At 59.6% G+C, this 18,988-nt stretch carries 21 protein-coding genes; 12 read left to right on the forward strand and 9 right to left on the reverse strand.

All coding sequences use genetic code 11. The features are described from left to right. Window positions 1–27: 27 nt before the first annotated feature. Complete coding sequence (locus tag K529_RS10560) at window positions 28–1,017, reverse strand: Gfo/Idh/MocA family protein (protein ID WP_005630118.1); 990 nt, start codon at window positions 1,015–1,017, stop codon at window positions 28–30. Between the two features lie 162 nt (window positions 1,018–1,179). On the opposite strand from K529_RS10560, the gene K529_RS10565 reads away from it, so the two are divergent. Further along, window positions 1,180–2,352, forward strand: a complete 1,173-nt coding sequence (locus tag K529_RS10565) for a dipeptidase (RefSeq protein ID WP_005630120.1) — start codon at window positions 1,180–1,182, stop codon at window positions 2,350–2,352. Window positions 2,353–2,440: 88 nt separating this feature from the next. On the opposite strand, the gene K529_RS10570 is transcribed toward K529_RS10565, so the two are convergent. From K529_RS10570 to pcaQ, 3 genes are all read right to left on the reverse strand, one after another. Further along, window positions 2,441–2,707, reverse strand: a complete 267-nt coding sequence (locus tag K529_RS10570; protein ID WP_005630122.1) for a hypothetical protein — start codon at window positions 2,705–2,707, stop codon at window positions 2,441–2,443. A 254-nt stretch (window positions 2,708–2,961) separates the two neighbouring features. Then, entirely contained in the window at window positions 2,962–3,858 is an 897-nt protein-coding gene (rpoH, locus tag K529_RS10575; protein WP_005630124.1) for an RNA polymerase sigma factor RpoH, read from the reverse strand. Window positions 3,859–4,228: 370 nt separating this feature from the next. Next, window positions 4,229–5,167 (reverse strand): pca operon transcription factor PcaQ, encoded by a 939-nt coding sequence (pcaQ, locus tag K529_RS10580; RefSeq protein ID WP_005630126.1) that lies wholly within the window; start codon window positions 5,165–5,167, stop codon window positions 4,229–4,231. Window positions 5,168–5,249: 82 nt separating this feature from the next. Between pcaQ and pobA the strand changes: the two genes are divergently transcribed. From pobA to K529_RS10630, 10 genes are all read left to right on the forward strand, one after another. Continuing rightward, window positions 5,250–6,419 carry a 4-hydroxybenzoate 3-monooxygenase gene (gene pobA, locus K529_RS10585; RefSeq protein ID WP_005630128.1) on the forward strand — a complete coding sequence of 390 codons (1,170 nt, stop codon included), beginning with the start codon at window positions 5,250–5,252 and terminating at the stop codon, window positions 6,417–6,419. Then, a complete protein-coding gene (gene pcaD / locus K529_RS10590) occupies window positions 6,419–7,207 on the forward strand; it encodes a 3-oxoadipate enol-lactonase (protein WP_005630130.1) in 789 nt (262 codons plus the stop codon). The genes pobA and pcaD overlap by 1 nt, the downstream gene beginning before the upstream one ends. Further along, a complete protein-coding gene (gene pcaC, locus K529_RS10595; protein WP_005630132.1) occupies window positions 7,200–7,604 on the forward strand; it encodes a 4-carboxymuconolactone decarboxylase in 405 nt (134 codons plus the stop codon). The genes pcaD and pcaC overlap by 8 nt, the downstream gene beginning before the upstream one ends. Further along, on the forward strand, window positions 7,601–8,323 hold the full coding sequence (pcaH, locus tag K529_RS10600) for a protocatechuate 3,4-dioxygenase subunit beta (RefSeq protein ID WP_005630135.1): 723 nt from the start codon (window positions 7,601–7,603) through the stop codon (window positions 8,321–8,323). The genes pcaC and pcaH overlap by 4 nt, the downstream gene beginning before the upstream one ends. 2 nt (window positions 8,324–8,325) lie before the next feature. Further along, window positions 8,326–8,943, forward strand: coding sequence for a protocatechuate 3,4-dioxygenase subunit alpha (gene pcaG, locus K529_RS10605; protein WP_005662605.1), 618 nt, complete (start codon window positions 8,326–8,328; stop codon window positions 8,941–8,943). 9 nt (window positions 8,944–8,952) lie between these two features. Further along, window positions 8,953–9,786 carry a BKACE family enzyme gene (locus K529_RS10610; RefSeq protein WP_005662604.1) on the forward strand — a complete coding sequence of 278 codons (834 nt, stop codon included), beginning with the start codon at window positions 8,953–8,955 and terminating at the stop codon, window positions 9,784–9,786. 39 nt (window positions 9,787–9,825) lie between these two features. Further along, window positions 9,826–10,899, forward strand: coding sequence for a 3-carboxy-cis,cis-muconate cycloisomerase (locus K529_RS10615; RefSeq protein WP_046002622.1), 1,074 nt, complete (start codon window positions 9,826–9,828; stop codon window positions 10,897–10,899). Window positions 10,900–11,025: 126 nt separating this feature from the next. Beyond that, window positions 11,026–11,826 carry a DUF4394 domain-containing protein gene (locus K529_RS10620; protein WP_005630405.1) on the forward strand — a complete coding sequence of 267 codons (801 nt, stop codon included), beginning with the start codon at window positions 11,026–11,028 and terminating at the stop codon, window positions 11,824–11,826. A gap of 276 nt (window positions 11,827–12,102) precedes the next feature. Further along, entirely contained in the window at window positions 12,103–12,633 is a 531-nt protein-coding gene (locus K529_RS10625) for a sigma-70 family RNA polymerase sigma factor (protein ID WP_005630402.1), read from the forward strand. Further along, a complete protein-coding gene (locus tag K529_RS10630) occupies window positions 12,630–13,367 on the forward strand; it encodes an anti-sigma factor (RefSeq protein ID WP_046002621.1) in 738 nt (245 codons plus the stop codon). Before K529_RS10625 ends, K529_RS10630 begins: the two co-directional genes overlap by 4 nt. A 76-nt stretch (window positions 13,368–13,443) precedes the next feature. Here the strand turns inward: K529_RS10630 and K529_RS10635 are convergent, their stop codons facing one another. Genes K529_RS10635 through ectA form a run of 4 tightly spaced genes read right to left on the reverse strand, consistent with a single transcriptional unit; the run spans window position 13,444 to window position 17,197 of the window. Further along, the gene (locus tag K529_RS10635) at window positions 13,444–14,880 is read right to left on the reverse strand and encodes an aspartate kinase (protein ID WP_005620967.1); all 1,437 of its coding nucleotides are present in this window, start codon (window positions 14,878–14,880) and stop codon (window positions 13,444–13,446) included. Between the two features lie 14 nt (window positions 14,881–14,894). Continuing rightward, window positions 14,895–15,287: an ectoine synthase gene (locus tag K529_RS10640; protein ID WP_005620964.1), complete on the reverse strand. Its 393-nt coding sequence runs from the start codon at window positions 15,285–15,287 to the stop codon at window positions 14,895–14,897. A 24-nt stretch (window positions 15,288–15,311) separates the two neighbouring features. Further along, window positions 15,312–16,598 carry a diaminobutyrate--2-oxoglutarate transaminase gene (ectB, locus tag K529_RS10645; RefSeq protein WP_005620960.1) on the reverse strand — a complete coding sequence of 429 codons (1,287 nt, stop codon included), beginning with the start codon at window positions 16,596–16,598 and terminating at the stop codon, window positions 15,312–15,314. A gap of 47 nt (window positions 16,599–16,645) precedes the next feature. Next, entirely contained in the window at window positions 16,646–17,197 is a 552-nt protein-coding gene (gene ectA / locus K529_RS10650) for a diaminobutyrate acetyltransferase (protein WP_005620958.1), read from the reverse strand. Window positions 17,198–17,424: 227 nt separating this feature from the next. Between ectA and K529_RS10655 the strand changes: the two genes are divergently transcribed. Further along, entirely contained in the window at window positions 17,425–17,928 is a 504-nt protein-coding gene (locus tag K529_RS10655) for a MarR family winged helix-turn-helix transcriptional regulator (RefSeq protein WP_005620956.1), read from the forward strand. A 15-nt stretch (window positions 17,929–17,943) separates the two neighbouring features. Here K529_RS10655 and K529_RS10660 read toward each other — a convergent pair whose 3' ends face one another. Continuing rightward, complete coding sequence (locus K529_RS10660; RefSeq protein ID WP_005620954.1) at window positions 17,944–18,954, reverse strand: glycosyltransferase family protein; 1,011 nt, start codon at window positions 18,952–18,954, stop codon at window positions 17,944–17,946. Window positions 18,955–18,988: the final 34 nt, after the last annotated feature.

Raw genomic sequence — 18,988 nt, forward strand, 5'->3', positions numbered from 1 at the left:
GATAAACTGGTGCGATTTGCCCGCCGATCAAAGATCGGTTGCAACCTTGAACACACCGTCGATCATCGCTTGGGTTCCGCGCGAGAACTCCAGCGGGCATGGGTAGGCCACGCCTTCGCGCAAACTGCGCCCGAAGGCTTCCACCTGTAGCTTGTAATGGTCTGCGACCGGGAAACGCTCCTCGCTCATCCGTCCAGAACCTCCCGCATGGGACGACTGATGTAACTCCAGTCGTGCCTCGCCAAAGACGCGGGGATTAAACGGTGCGGTCAGGCGCAACACCCCTTTGTCTCCGTGAAATGCCATCTCTTGATAAGGCTGAAGACGGGTGCTCACGTAGGCTGTGTAAAGGAAACTCGGGAACTTTGCCTGTACGTTTGACAGCACATCAACACCGTTTTCCCATTCGATCTGCGCGCTGATCTCTTGCGGCTCTTCACCTGTCACAAATCGCGTTGATCCAAAGACATAAACGCCAATGTCTCGCAACGCACCGCCCCCGGTTTCTGGTCTGTTGCGAATATTGTCGACATCGGCCCGGTTATCGAAAGAGAATTTACCTGATACATGTTTGACCTGCCCAAGCGCGCCGGATTGCACAAGTTCACGCGCGCGTTGCCACTGCGGGTGGTGCACAATCATATAGGCCTCTGCCGCCAGCACGCCCGCTTCATCTCGCGCTGCAATCAGCTGATCGAACTCCGCTTCGCGCAGCGCGGCTGGCTTTTCCACCAGAACATGTTTTCCCGCCTGCATGGCCTTGATCGCCCATTCAACATGCAGGTGATTGGGGAGCGGGATGTAAACCGCATCGATTGAGGGATCCGCCAGCAGCGCCTCATAACCCTGGTGGACTCCAATTCCCGGCGCAAAGGCCTGAAACGGAGCCGCCTTCTCCGCGCTGGAGGTCGCAAGCGCCGCAAGCTCCGCCCCATTGGCGGCGTGAATAGCCGGGCCCATATGTTCACGCGCGAACTTTGCCGCACCCAGAATGCCCCAGCGCACAGGTTTCGTCATTTTAGGCCTCCCACGATCCCAACCTTACAGTGTTTGCGCTCACAGTAGCCATATAACGGCGCTTCAGCAAACATCGCGCAATACATCTGGAATGACGCATAGGGTTGAACTTGCGATATCTTGTCGTAGCCTGTCCTCAAAACCCTCATGAGGATCTTATCAATGGCAACTCTTGCTAGATGGTTCAGACGGCTGTTGGTTATCAGCGCTTTGGCCATCCTTGCGTTTTTTGTGTTCGCGCCTGCCTACCTCGACAAGCAGCGCAATCCGGTTATTGAGCATGCCCCCTACGCCGTCAGCGACGCCGCGCGCACCCTGCACAACAGTCTGGTGATTGGTGATCTGCACGCAGATCCGCTGCTGTGGAAACGCGACCTCACCAAGCGCAACACGCGCGGGCAGATGGATATTCCCCGCCTCATTGAAGGCAACGTCACGCTGCAGGTCTTCACCGCCGTGACCAAATCACCGGCGGGACAGAATATCCACGAGAATGAGGCTGACGCACGGGACAACATCACCCTGCTTGCGATCGGGCAGCTTTGGCCAGTCCCCACATGGACCTCCCTTTATGAACGCGCACTACATCAAGCAAAAAAGCTGCATCGATTTCAGGAACGATCTGACGGGCGCCTGCGGATCATCCGCACCGAAGCCGATCTGGATGCCCTGCTGGACCTGAAACGCGCAGGTGAGGACGTGGTCGGTGGTCTGCTTGGCATTGAAGGGGCTCACCCGCTCGAGGGCGATCTCGATAAGCTGCAGGGGCTGGTGGATGCGGGATACAGGCTGATCGCGCTGCAGCATTTCTTTGACAATGCGCTTGGGGGTTCTTTGCATGGGACTGGAGATCATGGCCTCACTGACTTTGGTCGTGCCGTTGTCACCGCCACTGTTGAGCAAGGGCTGATCCTTGACGTTGCGCATTCAAGTCCGCAGGTGGTGCGTGATGTGATTGCCATGACTGACGTCCCCTTGGTGCTGTCGCATACCGGCATCCACAAGGCTTGCCCGGTCAAACGCAACCTGCCTGATGACCTGATGCGCGACATCGCCGCGACCGGTGGTGTGATTGGAATCGGCTACTGGGCGAACGCGGTTTGTGACACCTCCCCCGCAGGCGTTGCGAAGGCGATACGCAGTGCAATTGAGGTGGTCGGCGAGAATCATGTCGCGCTTGGTTCTGACTTTGATGGCTCGGTTAAGACGGCTTTTGACACCTCAGAGCTTGCCGCGCTTACGCAGGCGATGCTCGATGAGGGCCTGAGCGAGACACAAATCCGCAAGATCGCGGGCGGCAATATGCTCCGCGTCGTTCGGGCCTGCCTCGACTAACGGCAATCCGTTTTTGAAACTGACCTCACGCTATTGAGTTGCAAGGATTTTTCCTTGCAACTCAAATCTGACTTCAAAAGTCAGGAACTTAATCCCGATAACAATAGTCAAGTATTTGATTTTGTTGAATTTTCTCGTTGACGCCTCTCAGATCAAAGGATAAAAAGAATTCAACTGCAGCAAGCCAGATGAACAGGCCGCCAGCAGCAAGCCATCCAGCAAGGCACCTTCGGGTCCCAGCCAGATCGCAAGCAAAGCCAGCTCCCCATGTCATCAAGCCAGCATAAAGCAGTCCGCGCTGCTGCCCGCCACGCAGATACGTCGCCAGCACCGCAGCGCTATTCAGGCAGATCATTCGCAAGCTCAGTCCGACCACTGCCTTACTTTGGCATGTCCAGCTGCCCGCCCGATCAACCAAGAACTTCTTTTTGAAATTTGGGGAATGCTCACGCGCGCAACCGAGCCAGCCAGCCCTCCCCCAGATTATCTCTGCGCCTCTACAATCTGCGTAGTCCCAACACAAAAGGGGCCACCCTGATGGGTGACCCCTTTCCATGTCCGCGCCGAGGGAGAAAGGCGCATCATTGGACAATTTCTGCGAGTGGCGGCTCAGACGGGCTGCAACATCCCTTTGCCAGCAGCCAATTCGCGCATCTTCTTTTGCAACTTCTCAAACGCGCGCACTTCGATCTGCCGGATACGCTCGCGGCTCACGTCGTACTGAACGCTCAACTCTTCCAGCGTCTTGGCCTGATCTGCCAGACGACGCTGTGTCAGAATATCTTTCTCGCGATCATTTAGAACGCTCATTGCCTCCGCCAAAAGCTCGCGGCGCGCCTGCAACTCGTCTTGGGCCTCGTAATCTCCAGCTTGGTCGGCACCCTCATCCTCGAGCCAGTCCTGCCACTGCATGGTGCTATCACCATCGCCGCCGACCATCGCATTGAGAGATGCATCCCCACCGGACATCCGGCGGTTCATCGAGATCACCTCATCCTCGGTCACACCAAGGTCGGTTGCGATCTTCTTCACCGCTTCTGGGCGCAAATCGCCGTCTTCCAGCGCACCGATACGGGCCTTTGCCTTGCGCAGGTTGAAGAACAGCTTCTTTTGTGCAGAGGTGGTGCCAAGCTTCACCAGAGACCAGGACCGCAGGATATATTCCTGAATCGAGGCACGGATCCACCACATTGCGTAGGTGGCCAGCCGAAAGCCTTTTTCAGGGTCAAAGCGCTTCACCGCTTGCATCAAACCGACGTTGGCCTCGGAAATCACCTCCGCTTGCGGCAGCCCATAGCCGCGATAGCCCATCGCGATTTTAGCTGCGAGACGCAGGTGGGAGGTGACCATTTTATGCGCCGCCTCAGTGTCTTGCTCTTCGACCCAGCGCTTGGCCAGCATATATTCCTCTTCCGGCTCCAGCAGCGGGAATTTGCGGATTTCCTGCAGGTAGCGGTTCAGCCCACCTTCGGGAGATGGGGCGGGAAGATTTGCATAATTTGCCATCAGAACTGTCCCTTTCGAATTTGCAAGGACTTCAAGATCAGCCCATTTGAGTGTTGTGGTCGCCGTTTTCAAGCGACCCTTGCCCAGTCTTATACAAACACAACTACGCGTCCTCTGTGAAATGCGTCACAAAAGATCATGAAAAATCTCATATTTCCCATAACAGCCTGAATAATATAAAAATAAATCTATCCTCGGAACAACCGTGACACACCAATCACACCAGATCACGGCACTGAGAGCACTGTTTCATCCCCAGTGCCGTTTCGATCACTTGCGTCGTTTTTCACCAAAAAACCACGTTCTATTCACCTTTTTTCAAATACCTCCGGGGTGAGAGCCGAACGGCTCGAGGGGCAGCGCCCCTGCTTCAACTCACATCATACCCAACCGAGACAATCGCCGCATGCAGTGCTTTGACAAAGAGACTCTCTAGTGGTGTGGGCTCAGCATCTTGGCGCTGCATCAACCCGACCGGACCCTTTGTAAGAGATGTGTCAAACGGCAGGCGGATCAACCGCCCGTCCGAGAGTTCATTGCGCACGACCCCATGTGAAATCATCCAAATCGCGTCCGTGTCTCGAGTATAGACGCGTGCAAAGGCACCCGAGACAGTCTCAATGCGCTGCGCCGGTTCTGACAATCCGTGACTGATCAACCAGCGCTCCACCTGCGGGCGAATGGCGGCCGTGGTCGGCGGAAATATCACTGGCCAGCGAGACAGATCGTCGAGATCCGGCGCTGCGAGGCACGGATGGTCTGGTCTGACCACGCACACCACCTCTTCCGTGTAGAGTTGAGTAAAAGACACCCCCTGCATAGAAGCGGGGTCCCCCATCCGACCAATCACCATGCTCACCGCACCGTTGCGCAGCATGTCAATCAGCATGCCATGCGGCCCATCCGACAGCCGCAGAACGGCTTCTGGCGCGAGTCGTTGAAACCCTTCAGCCACTTTGGGCATCAGCCCCGCTGCAACGCTGGGCAACGCACCGACCTTCACCTCCTGCTTCAGGATGCCGCCGCGTGTTCTGTCAATGCTTTCCAACCCATGATCGAGCGCCGCGAGACTCATCCGGGCAAAATGCGCAAAAACCTCACCCGCTTCGGTCAGCTCAACTCCGGCCCGACTGCGCAATAACAGCGTTGTCCCGAGGATCTCTTCCAGTTCTTTTAGCGTGCGCGAAATCGCAGGCTGCGTCAGATGTAATCGCTCGCCCGCTGCTTTGAGGCTCCCGCATGACACGACCTCCAAAAGACATTGCATGTGCCGGATTTTGACCAGTCGGGAGAGGTTATAGTTTACCATATTGGTATCTATATTTCCGAAATACTCATTTTTGAATGCAGAAATCGCATGATAGCCTCCATTTCAACAGGAGGAGAGTTTCATGCGCACACAGGTTGTGATTGTCGGCGGTGGCCCGTCGGGGATGCTTTTAGGGCAGCTCTTACATCTCAATGGCATTGACGCCATCGTGCTGGAACGCCGCACCAAAGCGCATGTGCTGAGCCGTATTCGGGCCGGCATCCTCGAACAGGGCATGGTCGAACTGATGCACAAGGCGGGCGTCGGCGCACGGCTGGAGCGTGAGAGCTTTCATCATGAAGGCACGCAGATCGCCCACAATGACCGGATGTTCGGCATCAATTTCAAGCAACTCATCGGCAAATCGGTGATCCTTTACGGCCAGACAGAAGTCACCCGCGACCTCTATGAGGCGCGCGAGAAGGTCGGCGCACAGACGATCTTTGACGTGGCGGATGCCGCCATCCACGATGCGGACACCGATACGCCCTATGTGACCTTCCACAAGGACGGGCGGGAACAGCGTATTGATTGTGATTTCATCGCCGGTTGTGACGGGTTCCATGGCGTCAGCCGCCGCACCATTCCGGCCTCCGTGCGCACCGAATATGAAAAGGTCTACCCCTTCGGCTGGCTCGGCATCCTGTCGGAAACCCCGCCAGTGAACGACGAGCTGATCTATGCCAATTCCGAGGACGGCTTTGCACTCTGTTCGATGCGCAATGCCAACCTCAGCCGCTATTACGTGCAGTGTTCGCTGGGTGATGACGTCGGCGACTGGACCGACACGCGATTCTGGGACACGCTGCGCCGCCGCCTGCCCGCCGAGGTCGCCGAGGCGTTGGTGACAGCTCCCTCAATCGAGAAATCCATCGCGCCGCTGCGGTCGTTTGTGAGCGAGCCGATGCGCTGGGGGCGGTTGTTCCTCTGCGGTGATGCCGCCCATATCGTGCCGCCCACCGGGGCGAAGGGTCTGAACACCGCCGCCTCTGACGTGCATTACCTCTATACTGGGCTGCTGCGGTTTTATCAGGACAAGGACAGCGAGGGGCTGGATCGTTATTCCGAAAAGGCGCTTGCCCGGGTCTGGAAGGCGGAGCGGTTCAGCTGGTGGATGACCTCCCTGTTGCATCGGTTCCCGGATCAAAGCCCGTTTGATGTAAAAATGCAGGCGGCGGAACTGGCCTTCCTGCGTGACAACGAGGATGCGCAGCGGGTGCTGGCGACCAATTACGTCGGGTTGCCCTACTGATGCAGGCGGCGCGACTGACACATGCCACGCTGCATTGGCGCGCGGATGGCGACCCAAACGGGCCAGCGGTGGTCTTTGCCAACTCGCTGGGCACGGATCTGCGGCTTTGGGATGCGGTGATCGACCGCCTGCCCAAACATCTGCGGTTGATCCGGTATGACAAGCGCGGCCATGGCCTCAGCTCCTGCCCCAAAGGGCCCTATTCCATCGACGATCTCGCCAATGATACGCTGGAGCTGTTGGATCATCTGGGTGTTGAGACTTGTACCTTTGTCGGCCTGTCCATCGGCGGCATGATTGCGCAATCTCTGGCGACCCGTGCACCGGAGCGGATCTCGGCGCTGGTGCTGTCCAACACCGCAGCCAAAATGGGCGAGGCGCAGATGTGGCAGGACCGGATCGCCGCCATCAACGCAGGCGGCATTGCGGCCCTGTCGGATGCGGTGATGGAGCGCTGGTTCGCACCCGATTTCCTGAGCAGTGACGCGCATCTTCCGTGGCGGCATATGCTGGAGCGCACACCACAGGCCGGCTACATCGCCTGTTGTCAGGCCATTGCGGGCGCAGACCTCAGCGAGACCACCAAAGCCCTGCGCCAACCGACCCTTGGCATCGCGGGCAGTGCGGATGGCGCCAGCCCTGCCGCGCTGGTGGAGGCCACCATCGACCTGATCCCCGACGCCGCGTTCACCGTGATCGAGGACACGGGCCATTTGCCCTGTGTCGAGGCACCCGAGGCCTATGCCGGGGCGCTATTGGAGTTCCTGGAGGAGTTGGGCCATGTCTAAACAGCCCCAAAGCGACCGCTATATCACCGGCATGAAAATCCGCCGCAAAATCCTGGGCGATGACCACGTGGACCGGGCCGAGGCGAAGAAAACCGCCTTTGACGCGCCGTTCCAGACGCTGATCACAGAAACCGCTTGGGGCAATGTCTGGGCCAGCGACGGGGTCTCCGACCGTGAACGCTCCATGCTGACGCTGGCGCTTCTGGCGGCATTAGGCAACTTTGACGAGATCCCCATGCACATCCGTGCCACCGCGCGCACGGGGGCGAGCAAAACCGACGTGCAGGAGGCGTTTCAGCATGTGGCGATCTATGCAGGTGTGCCGCGCGCCAATCACGCCCTGAAACTGGCCAAGGAGACTTACGCCGCGATGGAACAGGAGGCGGGCGAGAAATGAGCAACGGCTATGTAAACCGCGACCGGCGCTGGCATCCGCCCAGCATCACACCCGACTACAAGACCTCCGTGGCGCGCGGCCCGCGTCATGCGCCGCTGTCCTTTCCCACCACTTTGGTCGAGGAAACCGGGCCGGTCTTTGGCCACGACATGCTGGGCGAGCGGGACAACGACCTGATCCTGAACTTTGCCAAGGGGGACGGCATGGCGATCGGCCCGCGCATCATCGTGCATGGGCAAGTGCGCGACGAGTTTGGCCGTGGTGTCCCGGGCGCACTGATCGAGGTCTGGCAGGCCAATGCGGGCGGGCGCTATCGCCACAAGAAGGAAAGCTATCTGGCGCCGCTGGACCCGAATTTCGGCGGCTGCGGGCGCTGCATCAGCGACGAACAGGGGTTCTATGAGTTCCGCACCATTATGCCCGGCCCCTATCCCTGGCCCAATACGATGAACGACTGGCGCCCGGCGCATATCCATTTTTCCATCTTTGGTGCGGGATTTGCCCAGCGCCTGATCACCCAGATGTATTTCGAGGGCGACCCGCTGATCTGGCACTGTCCCATCGTCGACACCATCCCGACCCGCGAGGGGATCGAGAGCCTCGTGGCGGCGCTCGACATGGCGTGCACGGTGCCGATGGATGCGCGGGCCTACAAGTTCGACATCACCCTGCGCGGCCGTCGCCAGACGATGTTTGAAAACCGCATGGAGGGGCTTTGACCATGGTGCAACCATTGGAGCGGCTGAAAGAATCCCCGTCGCAGACCGCCGGGCCTTATGTCCACATCGGCTGCACGCCAAATTTCGCCGAGATCGAAGGCGTCTACCCGCAGGACCTCGGCCATGAGATAATTACCGGCGACGTGCAGGGTCAGCGCATCCGCATCACCGGCCGCGTCATCGACGGCACTGGCACGCCGCTGCGCGATGCGATGATCGAGATCTGGCAGCCGGATGCGGCCGGGCTGTTCAGCTCCCCCGCCGAGACGCGCGGCACGGCAGATCCAAACTTCACCGGCTGGGGGCGCTGTGCCTCGGATATGACCACGGGCGAGTTTGCCTTTGACACGATCAAACCTGGCGCGGTGCCCTTTGTCGATGGCCGCATGCAGGCACCGCATGTGACGCTCTGGATCGTGGCGCGGGGCATCAACCTCGGCCTGCACACGCGGATGTATTTCCCCGACGAGGCGGAGGCCAATGCTGCCGACCCGATCCTGAGCCGCATCGAACATCAGACCCGCGTCAAAACCCTGATTGGCGAGGATAAGGGCGACGGGCACATCCATTTCGACATTCGCCTTCAGGGGCATAATGAAACCGTGTTTTTCGACATCTGAGGCCAGATCATGAGCAATCCTTGCATCCTCTGCGTGGCGATCACCGGTTCGCTGCCCACCAAGGCCAACAATCCGGCGGTGCCGATCATCGTGTCCGAACAGATCGAGAGCGCTCATGAGGCGTTTGAGGCCGGAGCCAGCATCTGCCACGCCCATGTGCGCAATGACGACCAGACGCCCTCCTCTGATCCGGAAAAATTCGCGGCGCTGAAAGAAGGGCTGGAGAAACACTGCCCCGGCATGGTTATCCAGTTTTCCACCGGTGGGCGATCTGGCGCGGGCAAGACGCGCGGCGGCATGCTGCCGTTGCAGCCCGACATGGCCTCCCTGTCGGTGGGGTCGAACAACTTCCCCACCCGGGTCTATGAAAACCCGCCGGATCTGGTCGACTGGCTGGCAGGCGAGATGCGAACGCATCACATCACACCGGAGGTCGAGGCCTTTGACCTCAGCCATATCCTGCAGGCCATCCGGCTGCATCAGGAGGGCGCGCTCTATGGCAAGCTCTATGTGCAATTTGTGATGGGTGTGAAAAACGCGATGCCTGCCGACAAGGAGGTCTTTGACCTCTATGTCGATCTGGTTAAACGCCGCGCCCCGAAAGCCAATTGGTGTGCGGCGGGCATTGGGGCGAACCAGCTGATCGTAAACGAATGGGCCATTGCCGCCGGTGGGCACACGCGCACCGGGCTTGAGGACAATGTGCGGCTGGATCGCCAGACGCTTGCGCCCTCCAATGCGGCACTGATCCGGCGCGCGGCGGAGCTGTGCGACAAATACGAACGCCCCGTCGCCACCTGGCAACAGGCGCGAGAGATCCTTGACGTGCCTCTGCGCGGCTGATCTGGTTTCCTTATCCCGCCTCAAAGGACTGCCTGCCCTGTGAACCCGCTGACCTCGACCAACCCCTATTTTGCCGGCCTCTTTGCCGATGATGAGATCACGTATCTGTTCAGTGGTCCTGCGACAGCAGAGGCCTTCCTCACCTATGAGGTCGCGCTGACCCGCGCGGCGGCAGAGGTCGGGCATATCAAAGCGGATTTTGCGGCGCGGGCAGTGGCTGCGATGGCCGGGTTCGCGACCGATGTGGTGGCATTCCAAGCGGATCTGAAGACAGACGGCATGGCGGTGCCCGGTTACGTCAGGCAACTCAAGGCGCATGTGGGCGCGGAGCTTGCCGCCGCTGTGCACCCCGGTGCCACCAGTCAGGACCTGATCGACACCGCACTGGTGCTGGCGATCCGCGCGGCAAACGCGATTTACCTGTCGCGGCTGGAGGCGTTGAGCACCGCGCTGGAGGCGCTGGGGCGAACACAGGGAGAAAATACCCTGATGGCCCGGACCCGGATGCAGGCGGCCCTGCCGATCACTGCCGGGCACCGGATCACCACTTGGGCCGCGCCGGTGCTGCGCCATACAAAACGGCTGGAGGCCTTGCGCCCCGAGGTGGAGCTGTTGCAATTCGGCGGTCCGGTGGGAGATCGCCAGCGCAGCCAGCCGCATGGCGACACCATCGCCCGGCTCATGGCGGCCGAACTGGGACTGCGCGCCCCTGCCCGCGCCTGGCACACCGAGCGCGACGGGCTGGCGGGCTACGCCAGCTGGCTCTCGGCCCTGACCGGCAGCCTCGGCAAGATCGGTCAGGACATCTGCCTGATGGCGCAGCAGGGCGTGGATGCGCTGGCGCAACAGGGCGGCGGCAGCAGCTCTGCCATGGCGCATAAACAGAACCCAGTGACGGCGGAACTGTTGGTGACCCTTGCGCTCTATAACGCAGGCCAATTGCCCCTGATGCATCAGGCGATGGTGCATGAGCAGGAACGCTCCGGCGCGATGTGGACGCTGGAATGGATGGTGCTGCCGGCCATGATGACCTGCACCGGCGCGGCGCTGCGGCTGGCCACCGAACAGATACAGGCGATCACCCGGATCGGGGACGCCGCCCAGCCCAGCTGACCCGCCGCCCAAAACTTTTTCCAAAAAAAATTGCCCCATGCTGCATCCAAATGCGGCCCTGACGGAGTCTCCCCTCTGACAGTGCGCGGATGGTCCGTGCCTCAGTCAAACAGAGAGGAGCTTTTTATGCATTCCCTTAAGACCGCTTTTGTGACCGCATCCATTTTCGCAACCGCCCAGTTGGCGCAGGCGGACGACCATGCCGCCCCGATGGCGATCGGGCTGAGTGGCGACAATATGCTGCATATGATCAATGCCGAAACCGCCAGCGTCACCGGCTCAATGCCCGTCAAGGGCGTCGACAAGCTGCTGGGCATCGACCTGCGTCCGGCCACCGGTCAGCTGATCGGCGTCACATCCACCTTTGACATCGTGGAGATCGACCCCAAGACCGGCGAGGCCACGGTGATTTCCACCATGGACAAGGAACTGCCGATCGCCGAGGGCGCACCGGTGATCGTGGACTTCAACCCCAAGGCCAACAAGCTGCGCTTCATGAGCGGCACCACCAACCACCGGGTGGACATCGAAAGCGGTGCCGTGACCGTGGATGGCTCGCTCGCCTTTGAGGAAAAAGACATGCACGCGGGCGAGGCTCCGGCGATCGTCGCGGCGGCCTATATCAACTCCTACGGGCAGCCGGATGCGACGGCGATGTATGACATTGATGCTACCATCGTGGCGCTGATCCAGCAGACCTCGCCCAACGATGGCACGCTGGCGGCAATCGGCAAGCTGGGTATCGAGGGCACCGAGGCCTATGCGTTTGACATTGCAACCGATGCGCAGGGCAATAACACTGCGTGGCTGGCGGCAGGCAGCACACTGAATACGGTGTCTCTCGAAAGCGGCAAGATCCTTGAGAGCTGGGAAATCAAAGGAGCCGATGCGCCATTGCGTGACATTACTTTCATGACCGCGATGTGAAATCAAAAGTTGCACACACCACATAAATTCGTGCTATAGTTGTATTTGTGAGTACGAGTACACCTGGGGCACTTATCGCCTGTAGGATTGTTGCTTCGGGGGCGCAAGGAACCCACTCCCTGCGCCCCCGGCTCTCGATATATAATAAAAATCATCGCATTGACCGCCAGAGTCCGCAGCAATACGCTTCGTCTGACGATGCCTCCTCTCAGCGATCAAAAACCGGCTTAGAAAGATGGCGTCAGTTTAAGTGCCCATAGGGATGAGGACAGGCGAGTGAGCGAACTGGCAGAGCGGATCAAAGCCTGCGCTGAGGGGGACCGCGCGGCACTCCGCGCGATCATGGACACAGAAGGGTCGCGGCTACTTGGCATTGCAATCCGGATGTTGCGACGGCGTGATCTGGCAGAGGATGCAGTGCAGGAGTGCTTTGTCTCGCTATGGCGCAAGGCGCATCAATTTGACGCCAATCGCGGAGCGGCGCGGGGATGGCTGACCACTATTTTGCGCAACCAATGCCTGACGATGCTGCGTAAGGAGAGCTGGGAGATCGCCGAAGATGCCGAGACGCTGGAGCGTCGGCAAGATGAGGATATCGTGATGGACGCCTATGGCAGGTTGGACGCAAACAGCGATCTGCGCCGTTGTCTGGACCGGCTTGAGCCGCCGAAACGGATCGCCATCCTGCAGGCCTATGTGCTCGGGTATACCCACGGCGAGATATCTGGCCGCCTTCAGGCGCCGCTCGGGTCTGTTAAGGCCTGGGTCCGGCGTGGCCTAATCGCCTTGCGGGAGTGCCTGTCATGAGTGATGAACGATCCCTGAGAGATGTGGCAATGGAAGTTGCGCTTGGCCTTTCAGATGAGGCCGAGACGGACGAGCTTGAAGCGCGCGCGCTGCACGACCCCGAAGTCGCAACAGCGTTAGAACAGGCGCGCGCACGGCTTTCAGAGCTGGACGACACCGCTACGCCCGAGGCGCTGCCCAATGACATGTGGTCGCGGATCACAGCCCAGTTGGACGTGGTTCCAACAGCGATTGTCCCCGGCTCCGTGCCGCAGTTCGATGCCGAGACCGATACGATCCTCCCCGCAAACGAGCCGCGTGCGCCACGCAATTGGTTCATCGCGGCCTGTGCCGGGCTGGCGGCGTCACTTGTGCTGGCTCTGGCGCTGGGATGGTCGGTGATGACACGCCCCGACCCGACGGTCATCGCGGTGCTGATCAACGACACCACAGGCGAGGCCGTCGCCGTGGTCGAAGGCACCGAAGAGAACCTGACCCGCGTAACCCTACTGGGACAGACCGCAGTGCCCGAAGGGCAGGTCATGCAGGTCTGGACCAAACCCGAGGACGATGGCCCGCCGGTCTCGCTTGGCCTGCTGGCGGACAACCGGGGCACCGCACTGGCGGTGGAGGGATTGCCGCCGCCGGGGCCAGAACAGCTCTATGAGATCACGTTTGAGCAAACAGGCGGCTCTCCCACCGGACTACCGACCGGACCGATCCTCGGCAAAGGGCTGGCAAAAGAAGCGCTGTAGGCCGAAACAAAATAGGGGGCGCCGCTTGGCACCCCCTTTTTGCATCATCCCTGTCAGACGACGGCTAAATCATGCGTCAGGCTGCCGCTTTGATCGACTTGTCCTGCTTGGCTGAGACGCCTTCGACCAGCACCTTGTGCAACGCACCAATTACCGGTTTCAGGTCTTCGCGCTCTACGATGAACTGCACATCTACATTGCGGGGCCCTTGCGAAGCCCCAAGGCTCGCCAGCCCCACGTCCGCAATCGCCTGAAGACCGCGTGTCAGCACCGACAATCCCTTGAGATCGCGCCCAATCGCAGAGGCCATGGACAGCAATCGTGCGGAGATCTCCGCATTCGGGTAAATCTTTGCCAGATCCTTCTCCACCCGTTTCAGGACAGTCAGCGAAGTGTCGAGGTAATGGGTGATCGTGTTGGCGTTCGAGGTTTTGGAAACGATACGCACATCGTGACGTGTCAGCACCTCAAGGATCGCGGCATCATAGCCCTTCACCCCGACCATATCCTGCTCAAAGACCTCAAGCGCGATAATATCCAGCCCGGTGATCATCTCGACTGCTGGGGTATCTGCGGGCTTATCGTCGATCAATGTACCCGGATCTTCGGGTTCAAAGGCGTTGGTCACCCGCAGCGGCACATCGGCCTGCCGCAGGGTCTTGGCCGCCTTGGGGTGGATCGCCTCCATCCCCATGTTCGACATCTGATCCGCCACATCATAATTGGTGTGGCCGAGCTTTTGCGCAACGCCTTCGCCCACCAGTTTCGGGTCGGCGGAGGAGAGGTGAAACTCCTTGTGGATGATCGCCTCGCTGGCGCCGGTGAGGGCGGCTAAACAGGAGAATGTCACCTCGGAATAGCCACGGTCAAACTCGCGCATCAGACCTTCGGCGCATTGCGCATAACCTGTGACGATGGGCATCTCGGTGGCGGGATCGACGTCGTTGAGCGCACCGGAAATACGTTCCTCCAGCGTCACATCACCTTCGTCACGCCAGCCGGACAGGTCCACAAAGCGGGCATTCACCCCCACGCGCTGCAGCAGGAGCGCGGTGACAAATGCGGAATGCGCCTCGCCCAGCCCCGACAGCAGCTCGCGGATTTGCAGCATGTGTTCCGCCAGACGAAAATGCCCGTAGCTGCACAGGCGTTGCAGATCGATCAGGCAGTTGCGAGCGCCTTCGATACGTTCAGAGACAAAAGCATCTGCCTGCGCCACATCACCGGCATTGTCGAGCACCGCCTCATGGGCTTTGCGCATCTCGTCGCCGACGCGGCTCAGAGCCTCGTGCCAGCCATGGTCGGATTCGGCGTCGGCAAACCGGGCATAGACGCCCGGTTCACCGGTTTTCTTGTGTTCGAGCAGCAGATTGGTGATGCCACCAAAGGCGGAGACCACAAAGACGCGACCATAAAGATCATCCGCCTTGCGCCCGCCGGTAAACAGCGTGTCCGCCAGCTCGTTCACGCGGGACATCGAGGTCCCGCCAATTTTTTCAACAGTATGTGTCATGCGTCACCTGTTTCTCAGGCCAGCTCCTCCGCAGGAGCATAAGAGCCGTCCTCGCGATGGACTTCGGTGCCGGTCACCGGCGGGTTAAAGCAGCACGCCATGTGCAGCTCTTCCTCAGCCCGCAGGATGTGCTTGTCATGCAGGTTCAGCGCATACATGACGCCGGGCTTGATCTCATGGGTCTCGCCGGTGGCGATATCCGTGATCGAGCCTTTGCCCTTCATGCAGTAGACACTCTCGAAGTGGTGCTTGTAGTGGAACTGATGCTCCGATCCCGCTTCCAGCACGGTGATGTGGAAGGAGAACCCCATCCCGTCATCGGCCAGCAGCATGCGGGTGGAGGTCCAGCGCGCATCAGAGACGGAGCGGTCGGTGTTTTTCAGTTCGTTGAAATCGCGTACGATCATGGGTCTTGGTCTCCGGTCTTCGAGTTATTGCGCGGCAATTTTGGTTTTAGCGGCCACTTCGCGGGCGGCGGTGCTGAGAATGGCAAAGCCTTCGCAGAACAGCTGCTCGGAGGTGGTGAGCGGTGCGAGGATCTTGACCACCTCGTCATTCGGACCGGAGGTTTCCACCACGAGACCCAGCTCATAGGCGCGCGCACAGATATCACCGGCCAGATCGCCGCATCCGACATCCACCCCCTGCATCAGACCGCGGCCCTTGAGGTAGGCGCCTGGGATGTGGCTCGCCACTTCTTGCAGGGCGCTCGTAACCAGCTCAGACTTGCGTGCGAGCTCTGTTTTAAAGGCATCATCGGCCCAGAACTTCTCGATCGCCACGCGGGCGGTCACAAAGGCATGGGTATTACCGCGGAAGGTGCCGTTGTGCTCGGCAGGGCCAAAGACGTCATGCTCCGGGCGCACCAGAACCAGCGCCATTGGCAAGCCAAAGCCGGAGAGCGATTTCGCCATGGTGACGATATCGGGTTTCACGCCCATTTCTTCAAAAGAGAAGAAGGTGCCGGTCCGACCGCAACCTGCCTGAATGTCGTCGATGATCAGCAGCGCCCCGTGATCATGAGCGATCTGTTCCAGCTTTTTCACAAACTCGGCAGAGGCCGCGTTGAGGCCACCCTCGCCCTGAACGGTTTCCAGCATGATCGCCGCCGGGGCGTCGATGCCGCCAGATGGATCGGAGAGCATCTTTTCAAGCAGTGCGGCACTGTCGACACCATCAGCATAGGCTTCAAATGGCATGCGCGTTACGCCCGCCTTGTCCATGCCGGCGCCGCCACGGTGGTACCCGTTACCGGTCGCTGCCAGCGCCCCCATGGTCACACCGTGAAAACCGTTGGTGAAGGAAATCACATTGGTGCGGCCGGTGACCTTGCGGGCAATCTTCATCGCCGCCTCAACGGCGTTAGCGCCGGTCGGGCCGGTGAACATCACCTTGTGATCCATGCCGCGCGGCGTGAGGATCAGGTCGTTGAAGCTGTGCAGGAAGGCTTCTTTGGCCTCGGTATGAAAATCGAGACCATGGGTGATGCCGTCCTTCAGGATGTGCTCAACCAGCGCATCCTTCATATCGGGGTCGTTGTGGCCGTAGTTCAGCGAGGAACAGCCCGCCAGAAAGTCGATGTAGAGGGTGCCGTCTTCGGTGAACAGCTCGGACCCGCGTGCGGTATCGAAAGACGCGGTGAACGAACGGCAGTAGGAGCGCGCATTGCTTTCGCGGCGCTTATAGATAGACGAGTTTGTTTCCATGTCTTTGGGCATGGGGGAATCCTTTTCGGATAAGATAAATTCTGGATGAGGAGAGGAGTTCAGGCCGCGCGCTTCAGGACCTTGGCATCACTGTCGAGAGTGATGGTCACCATATGCTCGGTGTCATGCGCGCCGTCGAAATGGGCCTCTTTCTCGAAATGCGGCTCGTCGCTAAGCTCCCCGCCGATATCGCGGGCAAAGCTGCGGAAGAGGCCCCAGGAGGCCGCATTGTCTTTGGTGATGGTTGTTTTCAGTACGGCGGCGTCGCTGATGCCATCACGCGCGATCAGCGCCTTCAGCATCTTCTTGCCCAGTCCCATGCCGCGAGCGGCTTCACCCACCGCGACCTGCCAGACGAAGAACGCGTCATCGCCCGGGATCATGTGGCCGGAAATCCAGCCGACGATTTCGCCATCAAGCTCCGCCACCACGCAGGTGTCGCGGAAGTGATCCGCCTGGATCAAGTTGGCATACATGGAGTTGCGGTCGAGCGGCTCGCAGGCCTTGACCAGCTCCCAGATTTCGGCCCCGTCCGTCGCGTTTGGCTTGCGCAGGCGGGGCTGGCAAGTTCGGGGGCTATCAGTCTCAGTCTGCAAGATGTCTTTAGGCATCGCTCACCGTCTCCATTTTCGTTCGCCTTTCTAAATATAGCGAAGATGTAAAAACTTCAAGAACCTCAGTAATTTTATTCCCCAATGTGATTATTATCTGATTTTAAAGGGAAACACTGTTTAGCAAGGCAAATTATGCTGCAAAAAACTTGCTTCGCTACAGAGAAATACCTCGACAATACTTAGTGTATTGAAGGAATTCGCCATCCGTGACACTTTAGAGCGCTATGAATGACCGCCCGCGTAACAGAACTGACGAAAGCCTGATTGCGCTCAGACGTATTCTGCGTGCAACGGAGCTTTATTCCCGCAATCTGGCGCAGGCCTCGGGTCTGACGCCAGCGCAGTTGCGCGTGTTGCAATTGCTTGCAACCAGCGGGGGCAGCGCCACCCCTAAAGAGCTGGCGCAGACCATGGGTGTGGCTCAAGCTACGGTGACTGCTCTTGTCGATAAAATCGTCTCACGCGGGATGGCGACACGCATGCGCTCCGAGGCGGATCGTCGACAAACCAATGTCGTGCTGGAACCAGCGGGGCGCGAGGCCGTCAAAGCGGCACCGGACGCGCTGCAGCAGCGCTATGTGCGCGCCTTCGAACAGTTGAAAGACTGGGAGCAGGCTCAGCTGCTTGCCTCGCTCGAACGCGTGGCCGCGATGCTTAATGCGGACGATATGGATGCTGCCCCGGTGCTGACCACAGGCGACATCAAGGGCGTCGGCCGTCCGAGCTGAGCCACCTGTTGCCATTCAAACCAGTGATTTGAAGCGCGCATCCAGATCGACAAAGTAGCGCAACCAAACACGAGGATCGCATTCACGTTCCGCGTTAGCGCGGGCGCGCGCTGCTCTTTCTTGCGCGCCAACAGGGTCGTCCGCGATTGCACGCAAGGCCTGCGCCATATCAGCGGCCTCCTGCGGTTGCACCATCAAGGCCGTCTGCGCATCGACATAATCCGCCACCCCCACTGAACAAGTGACCACCAAAGGCACGCCAAGCCTTTGCGCACCTACCATCGTCACATGCCCATTGGGGGTACGATCTGAGCGCAAGGCGATCGCCATCCCGCAGGACTGTTTGGCAATTGCCCATGTTACAGGAGCAGGCAAGTTGGTGAAGATCTTCACATTGTCGGGAAATGAAATGCCTTCGACGCTGGCAGGACGCGCCACGATCGCCAAGCGTAACTCTGGCGCCATACGCATCGCGTCGGCGAGGACGCGGTAATCCCGCCCCTCCCCGCCGATGGCACAAAGATAGGGGCGCTCAAACGGCCTTGGTTGATCTTCCGCAACCTCAGGCACCTCCATCGCCCACGGCAAGAAAGTGAAGCGTTCAGACGGCAAATCAAACAGCTCAGCGTAGAGCCGGACTTCATACCGCGAAAAGACCGTGAACTCCTGCACAGCCTTGAAATGGCTGCGCGACAGATCAAGGCGGCGGCCCGTGGGCAAATGGGTGTAGTTGAAAGCAAAAGCGATATGAGGGCAGTTCGGAGCGATCACACGCGCCATGGCCGCTGTCGCCAGTGTCACGTTCGGCAAATGCGACACCAGCACCGCGCTTTTTCTTTGGCGCGCAGCCCGCACTGCAGACAGGCAGGCCCGATACCGCCCCAGAGCTGGGCGCGTGATGCGCTGCTCCAACATGTTGCGGGGACGCCCGTAGTGCATGTCCCAAGTCAGTTCAGGCGAGGTGTTGTAGGGTTCCAGAAAGCGCCAGTCTCGATCTGCGAGATCGGAAATATTGATATAGTGCATCTCTCATCCCATTGGCGTCCGACCCGCAATCAAC

Origin of the sequence: Tritonibacter mobilis F1926, from assembly GCF_000376545.2 — a bacterium.
GTDB lineage: Bacteria > Pseudomonadota > Alphaproteobacteria > Rhodobacterales > Rhodobacteraceae > Epibacterium > Epibacterium mobile.

Coding starts and splice junctions, on each gene's coding strand:
- K529_RS10655 (WP_005620956.1), top strand. CDS start 17,425: ATGAATGACCGCCCGCGTAACAGAACTGACGAAAGCCTGATTGCGCTC.
- ectA (WP_005620958.1), bottom strand. CDS start 17,197: ATGCCTAAAGACATCTTGCAGACTGAGACTGATAGCCCCCGAACTTGC.
- pobA (WP_005630128.1), top strand. CDS start 5,250: ATGCGCACACAGGTTGTGATTGTCGGCGGTGGCCCGTCGGGGATGCTT.
- K529_RS10660 (WP_005620954.1), bottom strand. CDS start 18,954: ATGCACTATATCAATATTTCCGATCTCGCAGATCGAGACTGGCGCTTT.
- K529_RS10570 (WP_005630122.1), bottom strand. CDS start 2,707: ATGATCTGCCTGAATAGCGCTGCGGTGCTGGCGACGTATCTGCGTGGC.
- pcaH (WP_005630135.1), top strand. CDS start 7,601: ATGAGCAACGGCTATGTAAACCGCGACCGGCGCTGGCATCCGCCCAGC.
- ectB (WP_005620960.1), bottom strand. CDS start 16,598: ATGCCCAAAGACATGGAAACAAACTCGTCTATCTATAAGCGCCGCGAA.
- K529_RS10560 (WP_005630118.1), bottom strand. CDS start 1,017: ATGACGAAACCTGTGCGCTGGGGCATTCTGGGTGCGGCAAAGTTCGCG.
- K529_RS10610 (WP_005662604.1), top strand. CDS start 8,953: ATGAGCAATCCTTGCATCCTCTGCGTGGCGATCACCGGTTCGCTGCCC.
- rpoH (WP_005630124.1), bottom strand. CDS start 3,858: ATGGCAAATTATGCAAATCTTCCCGCCCCATCTCCCGAAGGTGGGCTG.
- K529_RS10640 (WP_005620964.1), bottom strand. CDS start 15,287: ATGATCGTACGCGATTTCAACGAACTGAAAAACACCGACCGCTCCGTC.
- K529_RS10620 (WP_005630405.1), top strand. CDS start 11,026: ATGCATTCCCTTAAGACCGCTTTTGTGACCGCATCCATTTTCGCAACC.
- pcaQ (WP_005630126.1), bottom strand. CDS start 5,167: ATGGTAAACTATAACCTCTCCCGACTGGTCAAAATCCGGCACATGCAA.
- pcaD (WP_005630130.1), top strand. CDS start 6,419: ATGCAGGCGGCGCGACTGACACATGCCACGCTGCATTGGCGCGCGGAT.
- pcaG (WP_005662605.1), top strand. CDS start 8,326: ATGGTGCAACCATTGGAGCGGCTGAAAGAATCCCCGTCGCAGACCGCC.
- K529_RS10630 (WP_046002621.1), top strand. CDS start 12,630: ATGAGTGATGAACGATCCCTGAGAGATGTGGCAATGGAAGTTGCGCTT.
- K529_RS10635 (WP_005620967.1), bottom strand. CDS start 14,880: ATGACACATACTGTTGAAAAAATTGGCGGGACCTCGATGTCCCGCGTG.
- pcaC (WP_005630132.1), top strand. CDS start 7,200: ATGTCTAAACAGCCCCAAAGCGACCGCTATATCACCGGCATGAAAATC.
- K529_RS10565 (WP_005630120.1), top strand. CDS start 1,180: ATGGCAACTCTTGCTAGATGGTTCAGACGGCTGTTGGTTATCAGCGCT.